Genomic DNA, 19,840 nt, shown 5'->3' on the forward strand with positions numbered 1-19,840 from the left:
GCAACACGAAGGGCTCGCCACTGCTCTATGGTGAACGGAGCGCTCCACTTCAGACGGGGGGATCATGCCAAACCACCGCAGTCCTGGCCTGGCCGACGGCCAGGAGGACTCCACAACCGCCGCCATCCCGAGGCCCGCCAAGGTCGAGCCCACGACCGAAAACCGCCTCGATGGACGACTCATCCGGCTGAGCATGATCATCGTGGCCGGCGCCTTCATGTCCGCTCTCGACGCGACGATCGTTGCCGTGGCGCTGGACCGGATCGGTACGGAGTTCGAGAGTCCACTGTCGGCACTGCAATGGGTGACCATCGGATACTTGCTCGCGCTCGCCATGGTCGTGCCGGTGACCGGCTGGGTGGTGGAACGCTTCGGCGCCCGCCGCATGTGGCTGGTCTCGCTGAGCCTCTTCATCGTGGCCTCGGTGTGGTGCGGGTTCGCCTGGTCGATCGGCAGCCTGATCGCCTTCCGAGTGCTGCAGGGCCTCGGCGGTGGCCTGATCCCGCCGCTCGCCCAGGTGATCCTCGTGCGTGCCGCCGGGCCGAAGCGGATCGGCCGGGTGATGAGCGCGGTGAGCGTCCCGACCCAGCTCGCGCCGATCATCGGCCCCACGGTCGGCGGCCTGCTGGTGGACAGCGTGGGCTGGCGGTGGATCTTCTACATCAATATCCCGCTCGGAGTCCTCGCCCTGGTGGTCGCCGGGCGCGGACTGCCGAAGGACGAGCGGCTGTCCAGCCCTCGGCTCGACGTCGTGGGTCTGCTGCTGCTGTCCCCAGCGGTCACCGCGCTGGTCTACGGACTCTCCGTCGCCGGCGAGGGAGCGGGGTTCCGTTCGACCGGGGTGATCGTCGCCCTCTGCGCGGGTCTACTCCTGTTGCTCGCCTTCTTCTGGCACGCACGCCGTGAGCACCCCAGCCCGGTCATCGATCTCCGGCTGTTCCGGCACCGCCCGTTCGCGGTCTCCTCGGTCCTGCACTTCCTTGCCGGCGCGTCGCTGTTCGGCCTAATGTTCCTCCTGCCCCTCTACTACCAGCAGGTGCGCGGGGTCGACTCCCTACAGGCCGGGCTGCTGCTCGCCCCGCAGGGGTTGGGCATGGTGGCGGCGCTGATCGTGGCCGGCAGCCTCGTCGACCGGTACGGTGCCCGTCGTGTCGCCCTGGCCGGCATCCTGCTCTCCGCCATCGGCACCGTGCCGTTCACCTACTCCGGGGCGACCGAGGACGACATCGTCTCGGCGACGGTACTGGTGGTGCGCGGGTTGGGCCTTGGCATCGCTTCGATCCCGCTGACCGCGGCGGCCTACTACGGGCTCACCCAGGAGATGGTGCCCCGCGCAGCCAGTGCGCTGGTGATCGTGCAGCGGCTCGGTGGCTCACTGGGTACGACGATGCTCGCCCTCATCCTGCAGCGGCAGACGAGCCACGCGTCCGGCAACGTCCGGCCGCCCACGCCCGAGGCGCTCGAGACGGCCTACGTCCGGACGTTCTGGTGGACGGTCGTACTCACCGCGGTGGCGTTGCTACCGGCGTTCTTCATGCCGGGTAGGGCCGAACAGAACCGGGCCGGGCAGGCTGATCTCGAACGGCACACGAAGCGAACCTGACAACACGTGGTGGGCCGGCTCCGTTGAGGGGCCGGCCCACCAGGTGTCGGGGGGTGTTGCCGCGTTGACGTCTCCGCACCGAAGGGGGTGCGCCATGCCCGAGAGGGATTCGGTCAGCCCACGTAGGGCACTGCCTGGCGTGCCGTGCGAAGTGCGTGCGCCCACCACAGCAACTGCTCCATGAAGGTCTTGGCCGCCGTGTTGACGGCCTCGGCCTGGTGCGGCTGGCCGTCCTCGTCGAACTGACCGTGCGCCAGGTGGAAGCTGACGGTCTCGCGGATCGTCACCGCCTGCAGCTCCGCGAAGACCTGCCGGAGCTGTTCGACCGAACGCAGGCCTCCGGACAGCCCGCCGTACGAGACGAAGCCGACCGGCTTGGCCTTCCACTCGTCGAAGACCGAGTCGATGGCGAACTTCAGCGAGGCCGGGTAGCCGTGGTTGTACTCGCAGGTGACGACCACGAAGGCATCGGCGGCACCGATGCGAGAGGTGAACTCCACGATCTCCGGTGAGGGCTCACTCCGGTGCACGTTCGGCAGAGCGAGGTGAGCGAGGTCGATGACGTCGAGCTGCACGTCGTGCAACGTGGCCTGGCTTGTGAACCAGCGGGAGACAGTTTCGGCGAACCGCCCCTCACGGGTGCTGGCGACGATGACGGCAAGGCGGATTTGCTCCTGCGACATAGCTGAGATCTCCCGAACGGTAAGGGATTAGGGTGATTCGGCCGTGCCGCGGTCCTTGTCGGCCATGGCCTGCCACGCCCGTTCCACATCAGACCACGTGGCCGCAGGCGCGGGGAGCGTACTGGAGTTGCCGGCCCGCAGGCCGTCGAGCACGATGCCCAGGAATCGAATCCGGAGGGCCGGGTCGCGCTTGCGGTGGGCCACCCGCAGCTCCCGAAGAGTGTGCAGGAGCAGCACCAGGTCGTGCGCGTTCACGTCCGGGCGAAGGACCCCGTCATGCTGAGCCCGATCGACCAGTCGCTGCACGGCCTCCCGCGTGCGCTTGCTCGCCTGCAGGATCTCCTCGGTCACCTCGAACAGGCCCGACAGCCGTGGTGAGCCGTCGACCCCCGCTTCGACGCAGGTGTCGAGGAAGCCGGTCAGCCCGGCCCAGGCATCCGACGCCTCGAGTGCCGCCTCGGCGGCCAGACGAGTCTCCTCCATGTTCGCGAGCGACAGCTCACGCATGAGGTCGTCCTTGCTCGGGTAGCGACGGTACAGCGTGCCCATGCCGATGCCGGCTCGCTCGGCGATGACCGAAACCGGGGCGTCCGAACCCATCTCGCTGAAGACGGCGCGGGCAGCGGCCAGGATGCGGGCGTCGTTACGACTGGCGTCGGAGCGACGCGCAGGCGGCTTGTCGGGGGCGACCACGCGACGATGCTAGCACGGAACCGAGCGTTCCGTTTCGCTCCTCCGCGATCATCAGACGCGGCCACCGTCGACCTCCAGCACGTGGCGAAATCGCTTGATACGTCTGCCACGGAGCACGCCGTACCCGCCTGGTCGCCCCGCTCGTGTCGCTGACGCGAGGTGGGCGGTCGAGGAGAAGAGCGACCAGCCCTCGCGACGGCACTAGCCGGTGGCGTTGACGACGGCGGCGATCGGCTCGGGCAGCGGATACACCTGCTCGACCGGCAACCGGGCGGCGGCGGCCCGGTCGTCGCCGCTGCGCACCAAGTCCCGGATCTGCCGCACGTCGGCGGTCACGTCGCGGATGGCCACCACCCACTCGTCGACGTACCCGGCGACGGCCGGGCCGGAGAGACCCACCTGCAACGACCGGTACGGCAGCGCCGCCAGGCGCAGGGACCGTTCCGGATCCCACTGCACCCGCACCGGACTGGACTTGAGCTGTCGCGACCAGGCTTCCCGGTCGGCGTGCAGCTCCGGCACGTAGTGACTCAGGCAGGCCCGCTTCAGCGCCCACTCGAAGCCCTCCCGGCGCAGGTCCACGGCGAGCACCCGCTCCTGGCCCTCCTTGGTGGCCCAGCCACAGCGGTACATCATCCACAGGAACGACGGCTTGATCCACGTCATCCGTTCCCGTTTGAACGGGGCCACGAAGCGGCCCGCCGCCACCGCCGGCTCCGCGATCTGCGGCGAGTACGCCTGGTAGACGGTGATGGTGTCGGCCGAGTATCGGGCGCGGATCTGACGCAGGGGCACGGACATCCGCCGATCGTCGCCGACCCACCCGAGCACGAGCCACCGAATTCGGCGGCGCGGACCGTCACATCGAGAAGCGGTTCACCCGCTCGGGACGCAGCACGATCCGCACCACTCCCCCGCTGCGCCACTCGTCGACCAGGCTCTGACGCGTCGGGTCGCTCATGTCGTAGTACCGCTCGGCGAGCCGGGTCGCCAACTCCACGCCACCGTCGTCGTGCAGCGTGACCGGACCCTCCACCGACACCCAGTGCTCCGGCTCACCGGTCGGCGCCGCCACGACCACGGAAGCCCGTGGCCGTTCCCGGATACGGTCCAGCTTCGGCGCGTCCGGCAGCGAGAACATCTGCAGGGCACCGTCGTCGGTGACCTCGAACCACACCGGGCGCGGCGCCGGCCAGCGGTCGCCCCGGGGCGCCACGGTGAGGAAGGCGTGCAGCGGCCGGGCGAGCAGGGCGAGATCCTCGTCGCGGAACATGACATCCAGCCTAGAACCGGTGGCGTACGCCCGCAGGCTTCTGCCGTCGGCGAAGAACCTTGGCGTGCCGCGTACCTCGCTGCTTGGCTCACGGACATGGAGATGCTGGTGTTGGGCGGGACGGCATGGCTCGGGCACGAGGTGGCCCGGCAGGCGGTCGACCGGGGGTACACGGTCACCTGCCTGGCCCGGGGCGAGAGCGGGACGGTGCCGCCCGGCGCGGTTCTCGTGGCCGCCGACCGGGGCGACGCCACCGCGTACGACGGGCTGCGCGACCGCGACTGGGACGCCGTCGTCGAGGTGTCGTGGCAGCCGCGCTTCGTGCGGGAGGCGCTGAAAGCCCTGGGTGGCCGAGCCCGGCACTGGAGTTACGTCTCCTCGGTCAGCGCCTACGCCGACCACGACACCCCCGGTGCCGACGAGTCGGCGGCCACGCTGCCCGCCACCAGCCGCGACACGGTCGACCGCGACGAGTACGGCGCGGCGAAGGTGGCCTGCGAGCAGATCACCACGACCGAGGTGGGAGACCGCGCACTGGTGGCCCGCGCCGGGTTGATCGGCGGGCCGGGTGACCACAGCGACCGGTCCGGTTACTGGGTCGCCCGCGCCGCCCGCGATCCCGACACACCGCTGCTGGTACCCCACGCCCCCGACCTGTCGACCCAGGTCGTCGACGTACGCGACCTCGCCGCCTGGCTGCTCGACAGCGCCCGGGCCGGCACGGTCGGCACCTTCAACGCGGTCGGCCCGGTCGTACCCTTCGTCGAATGGATCGCCCGGTCCCGGGCCGTGGCCGGCCACACCGGTCCGCTCGTGTACGCGGACCCGGCGTGGCTGGTGGCGCGGGGAGTGGCCGAGTACATGGGTCCGGAGTCGCTGCCCATGTGGATCGCCGATCCGGCAGCGCGCGGTTGGGCGGCCCGCAGTGGTGCGGCGGCCGAGGCCGCCGGTCTCCGCCACCGCTCGCGGACCGACCTGCTGGCCGACACCCTCGATTGGGAACGAACCGAAGGGTTGCACCGGGATCGCCGCGCCGGGCTGAGCAGCGCCCGGGAAGCCGCGCTGATCGACGCCCTGCCGGACGCCGCCGGATGACCGGTGCCCGCTCGGGTGGGGTTCGGGTCGTCGTTCGCAGAGCGGTTTCCGTGCCGCGCACCGGCACACCCGCATCACCTCACGCCGACGAAGACACCTCTGGCGGTACGGTTTGGCGGTGATCGTCGATCCGACGCTCGTTCGCATCAACGAGGGTGTCCAGTTGCACCACGGTCAGGGACGACGTGACGCCGCCCGCGACCTGTTCGCGCAGATCTGGGACGAGATCGGCGGCGAACACGGCGACCCCCTGCACGTGTGCGTCCTGGCGCATTCGATGGCCGACGTGCAGGACGATCCACACCAGGAGTTGATCTGGGACGAACGGGCGCTGGCAGCGGCCGACCGGCTCACCGACGACCGGGCCGCGCAGGCCGGCGTACCGATGTCGGTTGCCGCCCTGTATCCCTCGCTGCACCTCAACCTGGGCGAGTGTCACCGCAAGCTCGGTGATCTCGGCCGTGCCCGCGAATGCCTCCAGCAGGCGCAGGCGGGTATCGGCGCGCTCGGTGACGACGACTACGGGCGACTGATCAAAGCCGGCCTGGAGCGCTTGACGCAACAGTTGACCGCCGAGTAGCCGCACCTTGTTGCATCCCGCAGCGTCGCTGCCAGCCGTTGCAGCACGGCTGCCTGGTCGGCGGTGGCGGTCAATGCCGCCCGATGAGGTCACCCACCTCGGTCCGGGACGAGACGCCCAGCTTCCGCAGAATGTTCGAGACGTGAACGGCGGCGGTTTTCGGTGAGATGTAGAGGCGCCGGGCCAGCTCGGCATTGGTCAGCCCGTCGCTGATCAGTACTGCCACCTCCCGCTCGCGGGGGGTCAGGGCGGTCGGACCTGTGACTGCGGGTGCCGCGTCGACCGGTGCCATGCCCAGCTGGGCGCGGACGTGGGCGAGCTGGGCCACCCGCCAGCCACGCCATTCGGCCAGCAGGGGTGCGGCCGCCTCCACCTGCGCGGCAGCCTCCTCGCGCTGGTCGTTTGCGAGCAGACAACGGGCGGCGCCGACGCGTACGGTGCCGCGGGTCGCCGGTGCCAGGATGTGGGCCTCGGCGATGGACAGGTAGCTGGCCAGCGCCTCGACGTGCTGGCCGCGTGCTTCCGCGAGCTGGGCGTCGACGAGGGTCCAGTAGGCGTCCCATACGCTGGCATCGAGTAGCGCGGCGGCCATCTGGTCGAGCCGGTGCGTCGGCAAGCCGATATGAAGCGCGGCAGAGATCAGATCGTGGGCCGTTTCATTGCTGCGCCACGGCTGCTCGGATAGGGCCGCGATGAGTTCCTCCAGGCTCGCTTCGGCGCGCGGGAGGTCGCCGCGACGGCACGCGAGGTGGAACGCGAGGCTGGGAATCGTCGCCGGCCAGTTGTCGGGCAGCGCCGCCAGGTCCGCGATGAGCTGCTCGACGTGGTCCAGCTCGCCGGCCTCCAGATAGAGCCCGGCGAGGAATACGCCGTGATAGTCGGCCCAGCGGCCCCGGCGTCGGTAGCTGCGGTCCTGCTCGCGCCCCTCCTCCAGCGCCCCGGTCGCGGCGCGCAGGTCGCCGGCCCGCACCGCGAGCCGGGCTCGGCCCTGGAAGTACGTGGCCACCGCGAGCGACTCGAAGCCGGCCCGCTCGGCGTCAACCCGCATCCGCTCCAGTGTTTCGGCGTGCTCGATCGGCGAGGTGGGTGGCTCGCCGTGCACCAGGGAGTCGAGGGCACGGGCAGCCAGCACCCACTCGCCCGCCTTTTCGGCCTCGTCGACGAGAGCGGACAGGATCTTGCGGCCGTCGGTGGCGGTCTGCGGGCGCTCGACAAGCGTCGCACCCTTCTCGATCAGCGCGGCCAGGCGTACGGCTGGCAGGTCGAATTCGTCCGCCAGCGCCAGCGCGCGGTCGGACCAGAGCAGCACGGCGTCGCAGTCGCCTTGCAGATACGCCGACTGCGCGATCGCGGTCATCGCCCGCGCCTGGTCAGCGCCGGGAGGAAGCTGCGCGATCAGGGTCCCGATGTCGTGCGTCAAAGCGCGCATCTCGTCGGTCTCGCGGGACTCCCACGCGATGCGGACCAGGAGGTACAGCGACTCAGCCCGGTCGGTCGTGGTGTTGGCGAGGTCGCGCCAGCGCCGGCCGTACCGCAGGGCGTCATCCAGCAGTCCGGCCAACCACGCCGCTCGGGCGGCGGAGGCGAGCAGGTCGGTGTCGTCGGGCATCTCGTCGAGGCCCATTTCCGCCAGTTGCAGGGCCTGGTAGGCGGAGCCGATGGAGAGGTAGAGCTCAGAGCCGCGGCGGGCCGCGGCGATCATGTCGTCGTACCGGCCGGCGCCGCGAGCGTGGTGCGCCACCATGGCCGGGTCGGAGGCACCGCCGTTCAGGAGTACGTCGAGTGCCCTCTCGTGAAGCCGGCGGCGCTGCCGGCCGAGCATCTGGTCGACGATCGCCTCGCGCACCAGTGCGTGCCGGAACGCGAACTCGTCGTCGCCGGACTCGACCAGGACGCCCTGGGTGACCAGGTCTCGCAACACGGCGATGAGCTCGTCCTCGCCCAGACCGGTCACGTCGGCGAGCAAGTCGAACGGGATGCGGTGGCCGAGCACGGTAGCCGCCTCGACGACGCGGTGGCTGACCGGGTCGAGGTCGTCGACCTGTCGGCGTAACACCTCGGCGAGACTCCACGGCAGTGGTTGCTCGACCAGCGCCTCCACGTCGTACCCGGGCAGCGCACGCAGCAACTCCTCCAGGAAGAACGGGTTGCCACCGGTGCGGTGGTGCAGTGCCGCCACGGCGCGCAGCGGCGCCGGAGCGCCGGTGGCCGCCGCCAGCAACGCTGCGGTCTGTGCGGGGGTGAGGCGATCCAGACGTACGTGGGTGACGGTGTGCCGGCGTTCCATCCGGGCCAGCAGGCCAGCCACCGGTTGGCGGCGGGTCACCTCGTCCGGCCGGTACGTCCCGATGAGCAGCCGCGGCCCGCGCTGGTCGGCGATCCGCTCGAACAGCGCCGCGCTCTCCGAGTCGGCCCAGTGCAGGTCCTCGAAGACGATGACCGCAGGGGAGTCGCCGATCAGGTCGGCCAGGATGGCAAGGCCGGTGTGCAGGCGCTCGACCGGGCTGCGACGCGGGTCCGCGAGGGCCGCAAGCTGCTCCTCGTCGCTGCCTGGACGGCCGTCGATGGCGCCCAGGAGCACCTCGTACGGCCGGGACAGCGAGCCGGGTTCCGCCTGGCCGACCAGCACCACGGTCTCCGCCGACACGGTTGTCAGCAGCTCGTGCACCAGCCGGGTCTTCCCGATGCCCGGCTCGCCCGCGATGAGCGCAACCGCCGGCTCACGTGCCGAAGCGAGCTGCGCCAACCGGCGCAGCTCGCTTTCCCGCCCGATCATCACTGGGCTGGCACCGCCGCGGATGGTTCGCACGACGTGAGGTTACCGTCGGGCTGTCCACGGGCGGCCAGGGTGTTACGGGCTCGGCGGGCTCGGCGGGCCCGGCGGGCGTTGGTGAGTAGGCGCTCGCTGTCGGCCTCGGCGATCAACTCGCGGCGACGATCGTTCGCCAGAGCCAGCATCGTGCCCGGGTCCATCAACATGGCTTGTCTCCTTGTCAACCGCTGATGGATCAATCGTCGGTTGACAAGAGTGCTGTCACATCGGGCAACGCTTACCTATCTTCACTGCTCACCGGGGTTTAGCGGCGTACGCGGGCCACCTAGGCATACCTAGTGCCTGCATCTTCGAGGGCGTCCACCAGTAGAGGCCGGCCTCAGCGGCCTTCTGCGTCGAGGAAGGTCGCGACGTCAGCGGCGATCTCGTCCGGGTGCTCGCCGTTGATGGCGTGGGAGGCGTGGGGAACGATCGCGACGCCAGCGACTACCGGCCCGACATCGACCCGGACGCCACCGCTGTGATCATGAACGGCGCCCTGGACGCGATCGTCTCGAAGAACCTGACCGCCCCGGACTTCGACACCGCACGGGCCGCCGAATACCTGATCGACCTGCTCCGCCGGTCCTGCACTAGCCTTTCGCGCGGTCCGAGCGGACGCGGGGCCGACTGAAGGCGATCCGGTCGTCTGATCAGTCGCGGACGATCGGGCGTACGTGGTTCTCGATCCCGAGTTCGACGAACACCTTCTGGAGTCGCTCCAGGGCCGCAGTGCGGTCTGCGCTCTCCGCGATCTCCAGGTCGAGGTTGCCGCCGTGCTCGCCGGTGCCCGCGCCGGTGACCTCGCCATCCAGCGCGAACTCCGCTGTCAACGCGTCCTCCAAGTCGTCCCGGTCGATCGGCAGCCCCGAAAAGATGATCTCGACGAACACCCTGTTCCTCCCTCTCCGCCCGGGCACCGTAGCGCCCGGGTGAGACAAGACTGGCGCCCCTCGACGGGGAACGTCGAGGGGCGCCGGGCGTACGCGGTCAGGCGTCCAGGGTGCCGGCCGCGCGGCCCTCGTGGAGGGTGAGGTTGCGGCCGTTGGACGGGTCGAACAGGTGGATCTTCTCCAGGTTGAACCAGACCCGCCGGTTCTCGCCCTCGCTCACCGTCGACTCGGCCGACAGGCGGGTGACCAGGTTCGATCCGCCACCGGCGAAGTCGGCGGCACCGGTGTCGGCGGCCAACTCCTCCAGCTCGGCGGCGGTGGCCCGCTCCCCCTCGACGGTCAGGTAGACGTACTTGTCCGAGCCCATCGACTCGACGATGTCCACCGGCGCCTCGAACTCCATGCCCCGGCGGCGGGTCTCCTCGTCGATCAGTTCGGCGTCCTCGAAGTGCTCGGGCCGGATGCCGAGGATCAGGTCGCGGGAGGCGTCGGCGGCCTCCAGTTCGCGGCGGATCCGGTCGCCGATCGGCACGTCACCCAGGGCGGTACGCAGGGTGCCCTGTTCGAGGGTGGCGGGTAGGAAGTTCATCGACGGTGAGCCGATGAACCCGGCCACGAAGAGGTTGTTCGGGTTCTCGTACAGCTCCTGCGGCGGGCCGACCTGCTGGACCGCCCCACCTCGCATGATCACCACGCGGTCGCCGAGGGTCATCGCCTCGGTCTGGTCGTGGGTGACGTAGACGGTGGTGGTGCCGAGCTTCTTCTGCAGCCGGGACACCACGGTCCGCATCTGCACCCGCAGCTTGGCGTCCAGGTTGGACAACGGTTCGTCCATCAGGAACGCCTTGGGTTGGCGAACGATCGCCCGGCCCATCGCGACCCGCTGCCGCTGCCCGCCGGAGAGGTTGGCCGGGCGCCGGTCCAGCAGCGACGTCAGTTCGAGGACCTTGGCCGCCTCGTCGACCTTGCGGTTGATCGTCTCCTTGTCCAGCTTCGCCAGCCGCAGCGGGAACGCCATGTTCTCCCGGACGGTCATGTTCGGGTACAGCGCGTAGGACTGGAAGACCATCGCGATGTCCCGGTCCCGGGGGGCCTTGTCGTTGACCCGTTCGCCGCCGATGCGCAGGTCACCGGAGCTGATGTCCTCCAGCCCGGCGATCATGTTGAGGGTGGTGGACTTGCCGCAGCCGGAGGGACCGACCAGGATCACGAACTCGCCGTCGGCGATCTCCAGGTCGACGTCCCGCACCGCCGTGGTGCCGTCCGGGAAATTCTTGCTCACTTTGTCGAGCACGATGTCAGCCACGAGTTATCACCTATCCCTTGACGGCGCCGGAGGTCAGGCCGGAGACGATGCGGCGTTGGAAGAAGAGGACGAACAGGATGATCGGTACGGTGATCACCACGGCGGCGGCGCAGATCGCCCCGGTGGGGTCCTCGAACTGCGACTCGCCGGTGAAGAACGACAACGCCACCGGCACCGTGCGCGAGCGTTCGGTGGAGGTCAGCGAGATGGCGAACAGGAAGTCGTTCCAGCAGAAGATGAAGACCAGGATCGCCGTGGTGAAGACCCCCGGCGCGGCGAGCGGGGCGATGACCCGCCGGAACGCCTGGCCCTGGGTGGCACCGTCCATCTTCGCGGCCTTCTCCAGATCCCAGGGGACCTGCTTGAAGAACGCGGACAGCGTATAGATCGCCAGCGGTAGCGCGAAGGTGATGTACGGCAGGATCAGCCCCGGCCAGGTGTCGAAGAGCCCCAACTGCCGTTCGATCTCGAACAGCGGCGAGACCAGCGACACCTGCGGGAACATCGCGATCAGCAGGGCGACGCCGACGAGCAGGCGCTTGCCGGGGAAGTCCAGCCGGGCGATCGCGTACGCGGCCATGGTGCCGAGCACCACGGCGATCGTGGTGGCGATCAGCGCGATGCCGATGGAGTTGATCAGCGCTCGGACGAACTGGTCGGTGGCGAAGATGTTGCGGTAGTTCTCCAGCGTCCACTCGCGCGGGATGAAGTTGCCGTCGGTGAGCGTGGCCGGCGTCTTGAACGACAACGACATGATCCACAACACCGGGATCAGGGCGAAGACGACCACGATCGTGTTCATCACGCCCCACTGGAGCTTGACCTTGGTGGTGTCCGCCATCTCAGCGCCTCTCCCCGTCGTCACTGCCGGGGGCAGCGGTACCGAACAGCTTCACGAAGATGAATGCGATGATCGCCACGGCGATGAAGATCAGCACCGACATGGTGGACCCGATGCCGAGGTTCAGGCCCCGGATCAGGTTGTTGTAGGCGATCATCGACACCGACGAGGTCTGGTTGGCCCCGTTGGTCAGCACATAGATGTTGTCGAAGACCCGGAACGCGTCGAGGGTGCGGAACAGCAGGGCGACCAGGATCGCCGGCTTCATCACCGGCAGCATCACCTTGGTGAACCGCTGCCACGCGGTGGCCCCGTCCGTGGAGGCCGCCTTGAGCAGGTCCTCCGGCACCAGCGCCAGACCCGCCATCAGCAGCAGCGCCATGAACGGCGTGGTCTTCCAGATCTCCGCCAGCATGATGATCGCCAGCGAGCTGGCCCGTTCGGTCAGCGGTGCGCCGTCGGAGAAGAGGTTGGCCAGATAACCGGTGCCGGGGGTCCAGGCGTACCGCCAGGAGAAGGCGGCGACGACCGTGACGATGCCGTACGGGATCAGCGCCGCCGTGCGCACGATTCCCCGGCCGACCAGCGTCCGGTGCATGACCAGCGCGAGCCCCATGCCGAGCACCAGTTCCACGGCGACGGTGACCACCGTGATCAGCATCGTCACGCCGAACGCGGTCCACCAGAAGTCGTTGGTCAGCACGGTGACGTAGTTGTCCAGGCCGACGAACTCCCGCTCGTCGGGGAAGCGCAGGTCGAAGCGCTGCAACGACAGCCACACCGAGTAGAGGATCGGATAACCGGTCACCGCGACCATGACCAGCGCGGCCGGCGCGCACAGCAGCCAGCCCAGTTTCCGTTCGGCCCGCTTGTTCTCGCTCAGCGGGGCCTTGCGGCGACGGTTGGACCGCTGCGCGGGCACCGTCGCGTGCCGGGGACCGTCGGTCGTCTCGTCGACCGTGTCCGTGCCGCTCGTCGTGCTTCGCTCGGTCACGGCAGCACTCCCCTCGACTCCAGCGCGTCCGCGACGGCGTCGCGCAGCTCGTCCGCAGTCGCGGGCGGGTCGATCGCCGACGGCGGCGACAGGATCGCCGACATCACCGTCGAGATGCTCTGGTACGCCGGGGTCAGCGGCCGGACCGCCGGGTCCCGCAGCTGTTCGAGGATGGTCTCCTTCATCGGGTACGCCTCGTCCATCTCCGGGTCGTCGTAAACGCTCTCGATGGTCGGCGGCACACCGTCGTTGATCGCCGAGAACTTCTGGCTCTCCGCGTTGCGCAGGCACTTGGCCGCCTCGAAGGACTCCGTCGGGTGCTTCGAGTGCGAGCTGACCGCGAGGTTGATCCCGCCGATGGTGACCCGGCCGGGCGTACCCTCGTCGATGCCGGGCACCCGCGCCCAGGCGACCTGCTCGGCCAACTGCGGGTTGGCCTCCTGCATCGCCGGATAGACGAACGGCCAGTTGATCTGGAAGGCGCCGTTACCGGCCTGGAAGTCCAGCCGGACCGGATCCTCCATGGCGTTGCTGAACGACGGCGAGGTCACGCCGGACGTGGCGAAGTCGCGGAGCTGCTCCAGCGCCCGCACCGCGCCCTCGTCCATCGCGGCCTCGGTGCCCTCGGCGTTGAGGATGTTGCCGCCGGCACTGGCCACCAGGGTGTTGTAGAGCACCACCAGGCCCTCGTACTGGGCGCCCATGGTCAGCACCTGATGCGGCTGGCCCTGCTCCTTGAGTCGCTGCGCCATCTGGATCATCTCGTTCCAGGTGGTCGGCGGTTCGGGCACCAGGTCCTTGCGGTACCAGAGGAGCTGGACGTTGGTGTTCTTCGGTGCGCCGTAGAGCTTGTCCTCGTACCGGGCGGTCGCAAGCGGCCCCTCCAGGGTGCCGTCCTCGACCTCAGTCCGGTCCTGCCCGGTCCATTCCAGGATCCACTTCGCGCCGGCGAACTCCTGCGTCCAGGTGACGTCGAGGCCGAGCACGTCCATGCCGTCGTCGTCGGCCGCGAGCCGGCGCACCATCTGCACCCGCTGCTCGTCGGCCTCACGGGGCAGCACCCGGTAGTCGATCCGGTAGCGCCCACCGGCCTGCGTGTTGCACTGGTCGACCACCTGCTGGAAGTTCTCCTCCGGCGGGTAGTAGAGGTTGATCGTGGGCACCCCGCCGTCGCCGCCGGAGGCGCAGGCGGCCATCGGTGCCAGCAAGGTCAGCGCGGCGGTCGCCGCCGCGACACGTGCCCGAGGTCGGCGTCTGCTCATACCGGTACTCCGCCGCGCTCCGGGGCGCCGCCCGGCACCACGGCGCCGGGCCTGCTGTACGGCTGATCCATGACCCCTCCCTCGGTCTCGACCAACAACCCGGGGAAAGAGGTCTCGTGCCCCGGCGCACGACGACGCGGCCAGGGCTTCTGACCTGCCGGTTCGCCGCCCTGGCGCCTCGTGGGTGCAACACTGCCCGAGCTGGGAAGCCGCGAAACCCACCGCGTGACACGACTTAAACGTCACTTTGCGTGGTCCAGGTCACACCGGAGGCCGACCCGAACGGTGGGCGTTAGTCTCGGGCGGTGGACGCCACCTTCTTCTTCGATCCCGCCTGCCCGTGGACCTGGCGCACGTCACGCTGGCTGGTCGCCGCTGCCGAAGCCCGTGACCTGCGCATCGAGTGGCGGGCGTTCAGCCTGAGCATCCTCAGCGGGGGCCAGGCCCCACCGGAGTACGCCGAGGCGATGGCGGCGTCGAGCCGGGCGCTGCGGCTGGTGGAGGCGCTGCGCGCGGAGGGCCGCCACGAGGACGCCGGCCGGTTCTACACCGAGCTGGGCACCCGTACCCACGACGCCGGCAACCCGCCCAGCGACAAGCTGGTCGCGGAGGCCGTGACGGCGGCCGGTCTCGACGACATGGCCGCCGCGCTGGACGACGACCGCTGGGACGCCGAGGTGCACACCTCGCACGCACTGGCGTTCGGCTCGGCCGGGCCGGACATCGGCTCGCCGGTGCTGATGGTCCCCGGCGCCGACCGGGGTCTGCACGGCCCGATCCTCACCGAGGTACCCGACCTCGACGACACCCTGCTGCTCTGGGACAGCCTGCTCCCCCTGTTCCGCATGTCGGCCTTCCACGAGGTCAAGCGCGGCCGCCGCTGACCTCTCCCCCGCCGCACACCCACCTTGCCGCCCCGCGCCGCTCGGTCACCCCGGGCGGCGCGGCCACTCTTTGCGGAACCTGCCCACCCCGCCCTGGTCGCCCCCACCACGTCGATCATGGTCGTGTGGCACCCGAGATGTCCGAACACTCCACATCGACGGCGACCTCAACTCCATGATCGGCGTGCCAGGGCAGGCAGCGGCGGACACGGTGCGGCGGGGCGGGGTGCGGCCGGGCGGGGTTGGGGGCAGGATCGGTGGCATGCTCGCGCGTTTCAAGGACCTCTGTCTCGACGCCGCCGACACCCGTGCCCTGGGCGGGTTCTGGGCCGGCATTCTCGGCGGAAGCCTGGTCGACACCGGGGACGGTGACGGCAGGGTCGACCCGCCGGTCGGGCGGTCCTCGGCCGAGGCGATCTGGATCAACCGGGTGCCCGAGCCACGAAGCGTCAAGACCCGCGTACACCTTGATCTGTGGCTGGCCGAGCCGCAGCCGACGGCGCTGCTGGCGGCCGGGGCGCGGATCGTCCGCGAGCCCGACTCGGAGATCGACTGGTGGGTGCTGGCCGACCCGGAGGGCAACCAGTTCTGTGCCGTCCCGCCCGGCGAAGATGCTGCGCCCGGCCCGTTCGAGCTGGTGGTCGACTCCGCCGACGCGGCCGCCCAGGCCGCCTGGTGGTCCGGCGTCGTCGGCGGCGAGGTCCGCCCCAGCGACGAGGGGTACGCCAAGATCGTCGGCGCGAGCGGGTTCCCGTGGGACTTCTGGATCTTCGACACGGTGCCGGAACGCAAGACGGTCAAGAACCGACTGCACTGGGACGTCGATCTCGTCGACCCCGAGCCGACCGCGCTGATCGCCGCCGGAGCGAGCCTGCTGCGGGAGCCGGACGACACGGTCAGCTGGTGGGTGCTGGCCGACCCGGAGGGCAACGAATTCTGTGCGTTCGCGCCGCATCCCACCACTTGAGTGATACCGGGCGGCCGTCGGGTCGACTAGCGTGACACCTGCCGTGCCGTCAGCGCGTACGCCGTCGCCGCCGTAACGCCACCGGCCCACCCCGATCCGCCGATCGGTGGGTTCTCGCGGGAACACCCCGTCACCGGTCCACCGGTTGGGCAGGATCGTCCCCAACGAGGAGGTGCCGTCGTGGTGCAGGACACCCGCGCTCTCGCCCTGACGTTCGAGGTGAGCGGCCTGCCACCGGTCAAGACCGAGGCGCTGTCCATCTTCGCCGCCGGCCACCGGCAGGCGACGAGGGTCCGCGCCCTGCTCCAGGCCGCCTGCGAGGCGGCACAGAAGACCGGCTGGACCCCGCTGTCCGGCCCGATCGAGGTGGACCTGACGCTGCGTTGCCCGCCCGGGCACCGCACCTCCGACGCCAGCACCCTGCTGGGCGGGGTGTGTGCGGTGCTGCAGGACAAGAAGCGCGTGACCAGCATCGGCCTCGCCCACCTCGGTGTCCTGGTCGACGTCGCCCTCTACGACGACGACAAGCAGATCCGCCGGTTGTCGTACGTGGAGGAGCCGGGCGAGGACTTCTCGTATCAGGTCCGCGTCGCGGCGGTACCGAACGTGGTTTGACGGACGGTGGCGGTCGGGTACCGCTGCCGCCGACGAAGGGAGCACCGATGTCGGAGCCACATGTCACGCTGGAACCTCGTGACCCGGTCCAGGAGAAACTGCGCGGGCCCTTGGAGCAGCAGCTGACATCGGCACTCCAGGTGGCCGCCGACCGGATCCGGGACTCCTACACCGGCGAGCCGGTGGAGCAGGTGTGTCAGCAGCTGCTCGACGAGACCCGCGCCGGTCTGCACCCGGACATCGCCGCTGCCTTCCAGCCCGACATGGACGAGTTCTGCCGGGTCGCCGTCGCCATCGTGCGCGGCGAGACCACCTGAGCCGGGCTCGACGACGACACGGGTCAGGACCGGACCCGCACGCTCCGGCCCTGACCCGTCCGGCGTGGGCAGCGCACCAGCCGCATGCCGGCGCGCGTGTCAGCAAGCCCCAGCACGGCAGCCGGCCCGCCAGCACTCAGCTCCACGGTGCCCCACGACCGAACCCGGTACCGCGACCCACCCCGGCGAGTCGCGGTACCTGGGGACGAGGCTAGGCACGCCGGGGCCGAGCCCGCGCGGGCCGGCACGGACTCTTGCCAGCAGCGGGAAAAGCGGCAGGAGCCTGTAACACCCGGCGGGCGCGAGGCGCTAACCCGGTCGGACCAGCCGGCCAGCGGAGCACCGCGCCACCGGCCCGGTCGGCGTCAGAAGTGCCTGAGCAGGTCGGGAAAAGCACGCAGATGCAGTACGCCCTCGTCGCTCGGGTCCAGCTCGTCGTGCTCCAACACCCAGGTGTTGGCGTTCGGGATGAACACCGCCCGCCAGCCGGCCGCCCGCGCCGGCAGGATGTCCGAGCGCGGAGAGTTGCCGATCATCCACGCCCGGGTCGGATCGACGCCGTGCTCCCGGCTCAGCCGGTGATAGGTCGCCACGTTCTTCTCCGGCACGATGTGCGCCGCCGCGAAGTGGTGCAGCAACCCACACGCGTCCAGCTTGCGCTGCTGCTCCTCGCGCTCCCCCTTGGTCAGCAGCAGCAACTCGTGCCGCCCGGCCAACTCGTCCAGCGCGTCGGCCACCCCCGGCATCAGCTCGACCTGGTGGTTCACCAGCGCCACCGCCAGCTCGTCGATCTCGCGGCGCTCCGCCTCGGTGGCCGGCCGTTCCCGCAGCCGCTCCAGGCACTCCCGCAGGCTGCGCAGGAAGACCTTGCTGCCGTACCCGTGCGCGACGGCGTTGGCCCGCTCGATGTCGTCGAGCACCGCCCGCAACTGCGTCCGGTCGAGCGTCGGATGGTCCACCCAGGTGAGGAAGTCGTCGATCACCCGCTCGAAGACGACGTTGTTCTCCCAGAGCGTGTCGTCCGCGTCGAAGACGAGCACCCGGCCCGGCTCGATCAACCCGTCATGCGTCACGCCCGCGACCCTAGGCAACCCGACCCCCCTCGGCCACCCGATTACCTTGCCCTGGAGGGCGGCGGCAGGCACCGATCGTGGACAGTTTCCGTTTCGCTGGCGGAAACTGTCCACGATCGCGGGCCTGAACTGCGGTGCGGCGTGCTGCGGGTCAGGCTTCGGCTGGTGCGAAAGTCACCCGGGCACGGATCCGGCGGAACCCGGTTCGTTCCAGGTCCGCCACCACGGCCACCCGGTGCGCGTCCACGTCGGCGATCACCTCGTGGGCACCCCCGGTGTGCAGCGTGCCGACGGCGTGGGCCAGCAGGTCGGCTCGCGCCGACTCCTCCCGCACGCCGAGATAGGCGATCATGGGGAAGCAGGCCCGACCCACCGGTGCCGCCAGACCGACCGGTTCGCCGCCGTCCAGCGCGACGCGCCAGTCCTGCACCGGGCCGGTCAGCCAGGACAGCGGATCGGTGGCCAGATCCACCCCCGCCACCGCCCGCGCGGTCTCCGCACCGGTGAGCAGGTCAGGCTCGCCGATCCGGGCGACCAGCGCGTCGATCTCCGCAGCGTCGGTCGCCGGGCGGAACGAAAACCGGCCGGCGGGCACCGGCAGCGGTCCGCCCGTCCACGAGCACCGAAGCCGCTCCCCCTGCTCAACCAGGCCGGCGAGCCGGGCCGCCGCCATCGGGGCCGCGACCACGGCGCGTACCTCCGGCTGCCGACGCCAGTACGCGGGCAGCGCGGCGTGGTACGTCTTCGGGCCACCGAGCGCCTCGTGCGCGGCGCTCAGCAGCGCGGCACCGTCCTGCGGCGCGGTGGCCAGGTCGAACCGGTCCAGCCACGGATCGCCGACGGAACCGGGCGGAAGTGCCCAGGCCGCTCGGGCGACCACTCGGCCGGCGCGCACCGCCACCCACGTGTGCTCGGGGCGGAAACCGCCGCAGGCCAGTCCGTCGGCGTAGCCGACCTGCCGCAGCTGCGGCAACGGGTCGGGCATCGATTCGAACAACTCTTCCTCGCCCGCGACGAGCGGGCGGATGACCAGATCGGCCATGGCGTGATCCTCCGGGACGCGGCGCCCCGGCTCAGATCCGCGTGGACGCCGGGTCGCGGAGGGGGCGCAGAACATCGGACATTGTTCTGACCTCCTTCCGGTTCGACGGCGTGCCAGCGAAGCTACGTGCCGTCCCCGACTGCCGCAACCCGATTCGTCGGTCGTGCGGTCCCCCGCCCCGGACCTGCGCCGCACGGTCCCCGCCCCGGACGGTGCCGCACGGTCCCCGCTCTCGGACCTGTCAGCAAGGGACCGGCAGGGTGAGGTCCGCCAGCGTCACCGGTCGCGGAGGCCGAAGAGATGGTTGCCGACGAGTTGTTCGCGTTGCTCCTGGGCCTCGGGACGCAACCGACCACCCCGGGTGAGCATCACCATGCCGTGCAGCAGGCTCCAGCCGAGTTCGGCGAGCGTGTCGTCGTCCTGGGCGGCGGCGGACGCGGTCAGCGCCGCCCGCAGCTCACCGAAGGCCGCCGCGACGGTCTCCGGCACCTCCTCGGCCCCGAGGGTGAGGTCCGGAGTGTGAGCGAACATCGCGTCGTAGATCTCCGGATGCGCGTAGGCGAAATCGAGATAGGCCGCCATCACCGCCGGCCACACCTCGGCCGGGCAGTCGACCGCCGTACGGGCAGCGGTCAGCGCGGCGGCCAGGTCGGCGAAGCCCCGCACCGCGACGGCGGCGACCACCGCATCCCGGTCGGCGAAGCGTTCGTAGAGGGCCCCGAGGTCGACGTCGGCGCGCTCGGCCAGCCGGCGGGCGGTCACCCCCGCCCAGCCCTCGGCCTCGGCCAACCGCCAGGCGGTGGCGACGATCGCGTCGCCGCCCGGCTCACCGTCTCCGTGCTCTGCTCCGGACACCCCGCCGAGGGTAGTCGCGGTGCCGCCCGGTGGACCCCTCGCGACGGAATGG

At 70.4% G+C, this 19,840-nt stretch carries 22 protein-coding genes; 8 read left to right on the forward strand and 14 right to left on the reverse strand.

The window, feature by feature from the left end; genetic code table 11:
* The first annotated feature begins 64 nt into the window (after positions 1-64).
* Positions 65-1,603, forward strand: a complete 1,539-nt coding sequence (locus ABT008_RS26620; protein ID WP_350699469.1) for an MDR family MFS transporter — start codon at positions 65-67, stop codon at positions 1,601-1,603.
* A gap of 113 nt (positions 1,604-1,716) precedes the next feature.
* On the opposite strand, the gene ABT008_RS26625 is transcribed toward ABT008_RS26620, so the two are convergent.
* The 4 genes from ABT008_RS26625 to ABT008_RS26640 form a co-directional block, all read right to left on the reverse strand.
* Positions 1,717-2,286, reverse strand: coding sequence for an NADPH-dependent FMN reductase (locus tag ABT008_RS26625; protein ID WP_350699471.1), 570 nt, complete (start codon positions 2,284-2,286; stop codon positions 1,717-1,719).
* Positions 2,287-2,313: 27 nt separating this feature from the next.
* Positions 2,314-2,979 carry a TetR/AcrR family transcriptional regulator gene (locus ABT008_RS26630; protein WP_350699473.1) on the reverse strand — a complete coding sequence of 222 codons (666 nt, stop codon included), beginning with the start codon at positions 2,977-2,979 and terminating at the stop codon, positions 2,314-2,316.
* Positions 2,980-3,180: 201 nt separating this feature from the next.
* On the reverse strand, positions 3,181-3,780 hold the full coding sequence (locus ABT008_RS26635) for a DUF4291 domain-containing protein (protein WP_350699475.1): 600 nt from the start codon (positions 3,778-3,780) through the stop codon (positions 3,181-3,183).
* Positions 3,781-3,838: 58 nt separating this feature from the next.
* Entirely contained in the window at positions 3,839-4,252 is a 414-nt protein-coding gene (locus tag ABT008_RS26640; RefSeq protein WP_350699476.1) for a pyridoxamine 5'-phosphate oxidase family protein, read from the reverse strand.
* 96 nt (positions 4,253-4,348) lie between these two features.
* Here ABT008_RS26640 and ABT008_RS26645 point away from each other — a divergent pair, with 96 nt between their 5' ends.
* Positions 4,349-5,347, forward strand: a complete 999-nt coding sequence (locus tag ABT008_RS26645; protein WP_350699478.1) for a Rossmann-fold NAD(P)-binding domain-containing protein — start codon at positions 4,349-4,351, stop codon at positions 5,345-5,347.
* 118 nt (positions 5,348-5,465) lie between these two features.
* Complete coding sequence (locus tag ABT008_RS26650) at positions 5,466-5,927, forward strand: tetratricopeptide repeat protein (RefSeq protein ID WP_350699480.1); 462 nt, start codon at positions 5,466-5,468, stop codon at positions 5,925-5,927.
* A 70-nt stretch (positions 5,928-5,997) separates the two neighbouring features.
* Here the strand turns inward: ABT008_RS26650 and ABT008_RS26655 are convergent, their stop codons facing one another.
* Together ABT008_RS26655 and ABT008_RS26660 are read right to left on the reverse strand one after the other, a co-directional pair.
* The gene (locus tag ABT008_RS26655) at positions 5,998-8,736 is read right to left on the reverse strand and encodes a helix-turn-helix transcriptional regulator (protein WP_350699481.1); all 2,739 of its coding nucleotides are present in this window, start codon (positions 8,734-8,736) and stop codon (positions 5,998-6,000) included.
* A complete protein-coding gene (locus ABT008_RS26660; RefSeq protein WP_350699483.1) occupies positions 8,703-8,906 on the reverse strand; it encodes a hypothetical protein in 204 nt (67 codons plus the stop codon). Before ABT008_RS26660 ends, ABT008_RS26655 begins: the two co-directional genes overlap by 34 nt.
* A gap of 254 nt (positions 8,907-9,160) precedes the next feature.
* Here ABT008_RS26660 and ABT008_RS26665 point away from each other — a divergent pair, with 254 nt between their 5' ends.
* Positions 9,161-9,373, forward strand: a complete 213-nt coding sequence (locus ABT008_RS26665; RefSeq protein ID WP_350699484.1) for a TetR family transcriptional regulator C-terminal domain-containing protein — start codon at positions 9,161-9,163, stop codon at positions 9,371-9,373.
* A gap of 19 nt (positions 9,374-9,392) precedes the next feature.
* Here the strand turns inward: ABT008_RS26665 and ABT008_RS26670 are convergent, their stop codons facing one another.
* The 5 genes from ABT008_RS26670 to ABT008_RS26690 all read right to left on the reverse strand — a co-directional run bounded on the left by ABT008_RS26670 (position 9,393) and on the right by ABT008_RS26690 (position 14,035).
* Positions 9,393-9,632: a hypothetical protein gene (locus ABT008_RS26670; protein ID WP_350699486.1), complete on the reverse strand. Its 240-nt coding sequence runs from the start codon at positions 9,630-9,632 to the stop codon at positions 9,393-9,395.
* Positions 9,633-9,729: 97 nt separating this feature from the next.
* Positions 9,730-10,938 carry an ABC transporter ATP-binding protein gene (locus ABT008_RS26675; RefSeq protein ID WP_350699488.1) on the reverse strand — a complete coding sequence of 403 codons (1,209 nt, stop codon included), beginning with the start codon at positions 10,936-10,938 and terminating at the stop codon, positions 9,730-9,732.
* 10 nt (positions 10,939-10,948) lie between these two features.
* Positions 10,949-11,779, reverse strand: a complete 831-nt coding sequence (locus ABT008_RS26680) for a carbohydrate ABC transporter permease (RefSeq protein WP_350699490.1) — start codon at positions 11,777-11,779, stop codon at positions 10,949-10,951.
* A 1-nt stretch (position 11,780) separates the two neighbouring features.
* On the reverse strand, positions 11,781-12,773 hold the full coding sequence (locus ABT008_RS26685; RefSeq protein ID WP_350699492.1) for a carbohydrate ABC transporter permease: 993 nt from the start codon (positions 12,771-12,773) through the stop codon (positions 11,781-11,783).
* Positions 12,770-14,035: an ABC transporter substrate-binding protein gene (locus ABT008_RS26690; RefSeq protein ID WP_350699494.1), complete on the reverse strand. Its 1,266-nt coding sequence runs from the start codon at positions 14,033-14,035 to the stop codon at positions 12,770-12,772. Before ABT008_RS26690 ends, ABT008_RS26685 begins: the two co-directional genes overlap by 4 nt.
* A 305-nt stretch (positions 14,036-14,340) precedes the next feature.
* Between ABT008_RS26690 and ABT008_RS26695 the strand changes: the two genes are divergently transcribed.
* The 4 genes from ABT008_RS26695 (at position 14,341) to ABT008_RS26710 (ending at position 16,818) form a co-directional block, all read left to right on the forward strand.
* Entirely contained in the window at positions 14,341-14,919 is a 579-nt protein-coding gene (locus ABT008_RS26695) for a DsbA family protein (protein ID WP_350699496.1), read from the forward strand.
* A gap of 262 nt (positions 14,920-15,181) precedes the next feature.
* Positions 15,182-15,886 carry a VOC family protein gene (locus ABT008_RS26700; protein WP_350699498.1) on the forward strand — a complete coding sequence of 235 codons (705 nt, stop codon included), beginning with the start codon at positions 15,182-15,184 and terminating at the stop codon, positions 15,884-15,886.
* Between the two features lie 183 nt (positions 15,887-16,069).
* On the forward strand, positions 16,070-16,501 hold the full coding sequence (locus ABT008_RS26705; RefSeq protein WP_350699525.1) for a RusA family crossover junction endodeoxyribonuclease: 432 nt from the start codon (positions 16,070-16,072) through the stop codon (positions 16,499-16,501).
* A gap of 47 nt (positions 16,502-16,548) precedes the next feature.
* A complete protein-coding gene (locus ABT008_RS26710; RefSeq protein ID WP_350699500.1) occupies positions 16,549-16,818 on the forward strand; it encodes a hypothetical protein in 270 nt (89 codons plus the stop codon).
* A gap of 365 nt (positions 16,819-17,183) precedes the next feature.
* On the opposite strand, the gene ABT008_RS26715 is transcribed toward ABT008_RS26710, so the two are convergent.
* From ABT008_RS26715 to ABT008_RS26725, 3 genes are all read right to left on the reverse strand, one after another.
* Positions 17,184-17,858 (reverse strand): HAD family hydrolase, encoded by a 675-nt coding sequence (locus tag ABT008_RS26715; RefSeq protein WP_350699527.1) that lies wholly within the window; start codon positions 17,856-17,858, stop codon positions 17,184-17,186.
* Positions 17,859-18,042: 184 nt separating this feature from the next.
* Positions 18,043-18,933 (reverse strand): acetyltransferase, encoded by an 891-nt coding sequence (locus tag ABT008_RS26720; protein WP_350699502.1) that lies wholly within the window; start codon positions 18,931-18,933, stop codon positions 18,043-18,045.
* A 276-nt stretch (positions 18,934-19,209) separates the two neighbouring features.
* Positions 19,210-19,788: a TetR/AcrR family transcriptional regulator gene (locus ABT008_RS26725; RefSeq protein ID WP_350699503.1), complete on the reverse strand. Its 579-nt coding sequence runs from the start codon at positions 19,786-19,788 to the stop codon at positions 19,210-19,212.
* Positions 19,789-19,840: the final 52 nt, after the last annotated feature.

Source organism: Micromonospora sp. NPDC002389, assembly GCF_040296095.1.
GTDB lineage: Bacteria > Actinomycetota > Actinomycetes > Mycobacteriales > Micromonosporaceae > Micromonospora.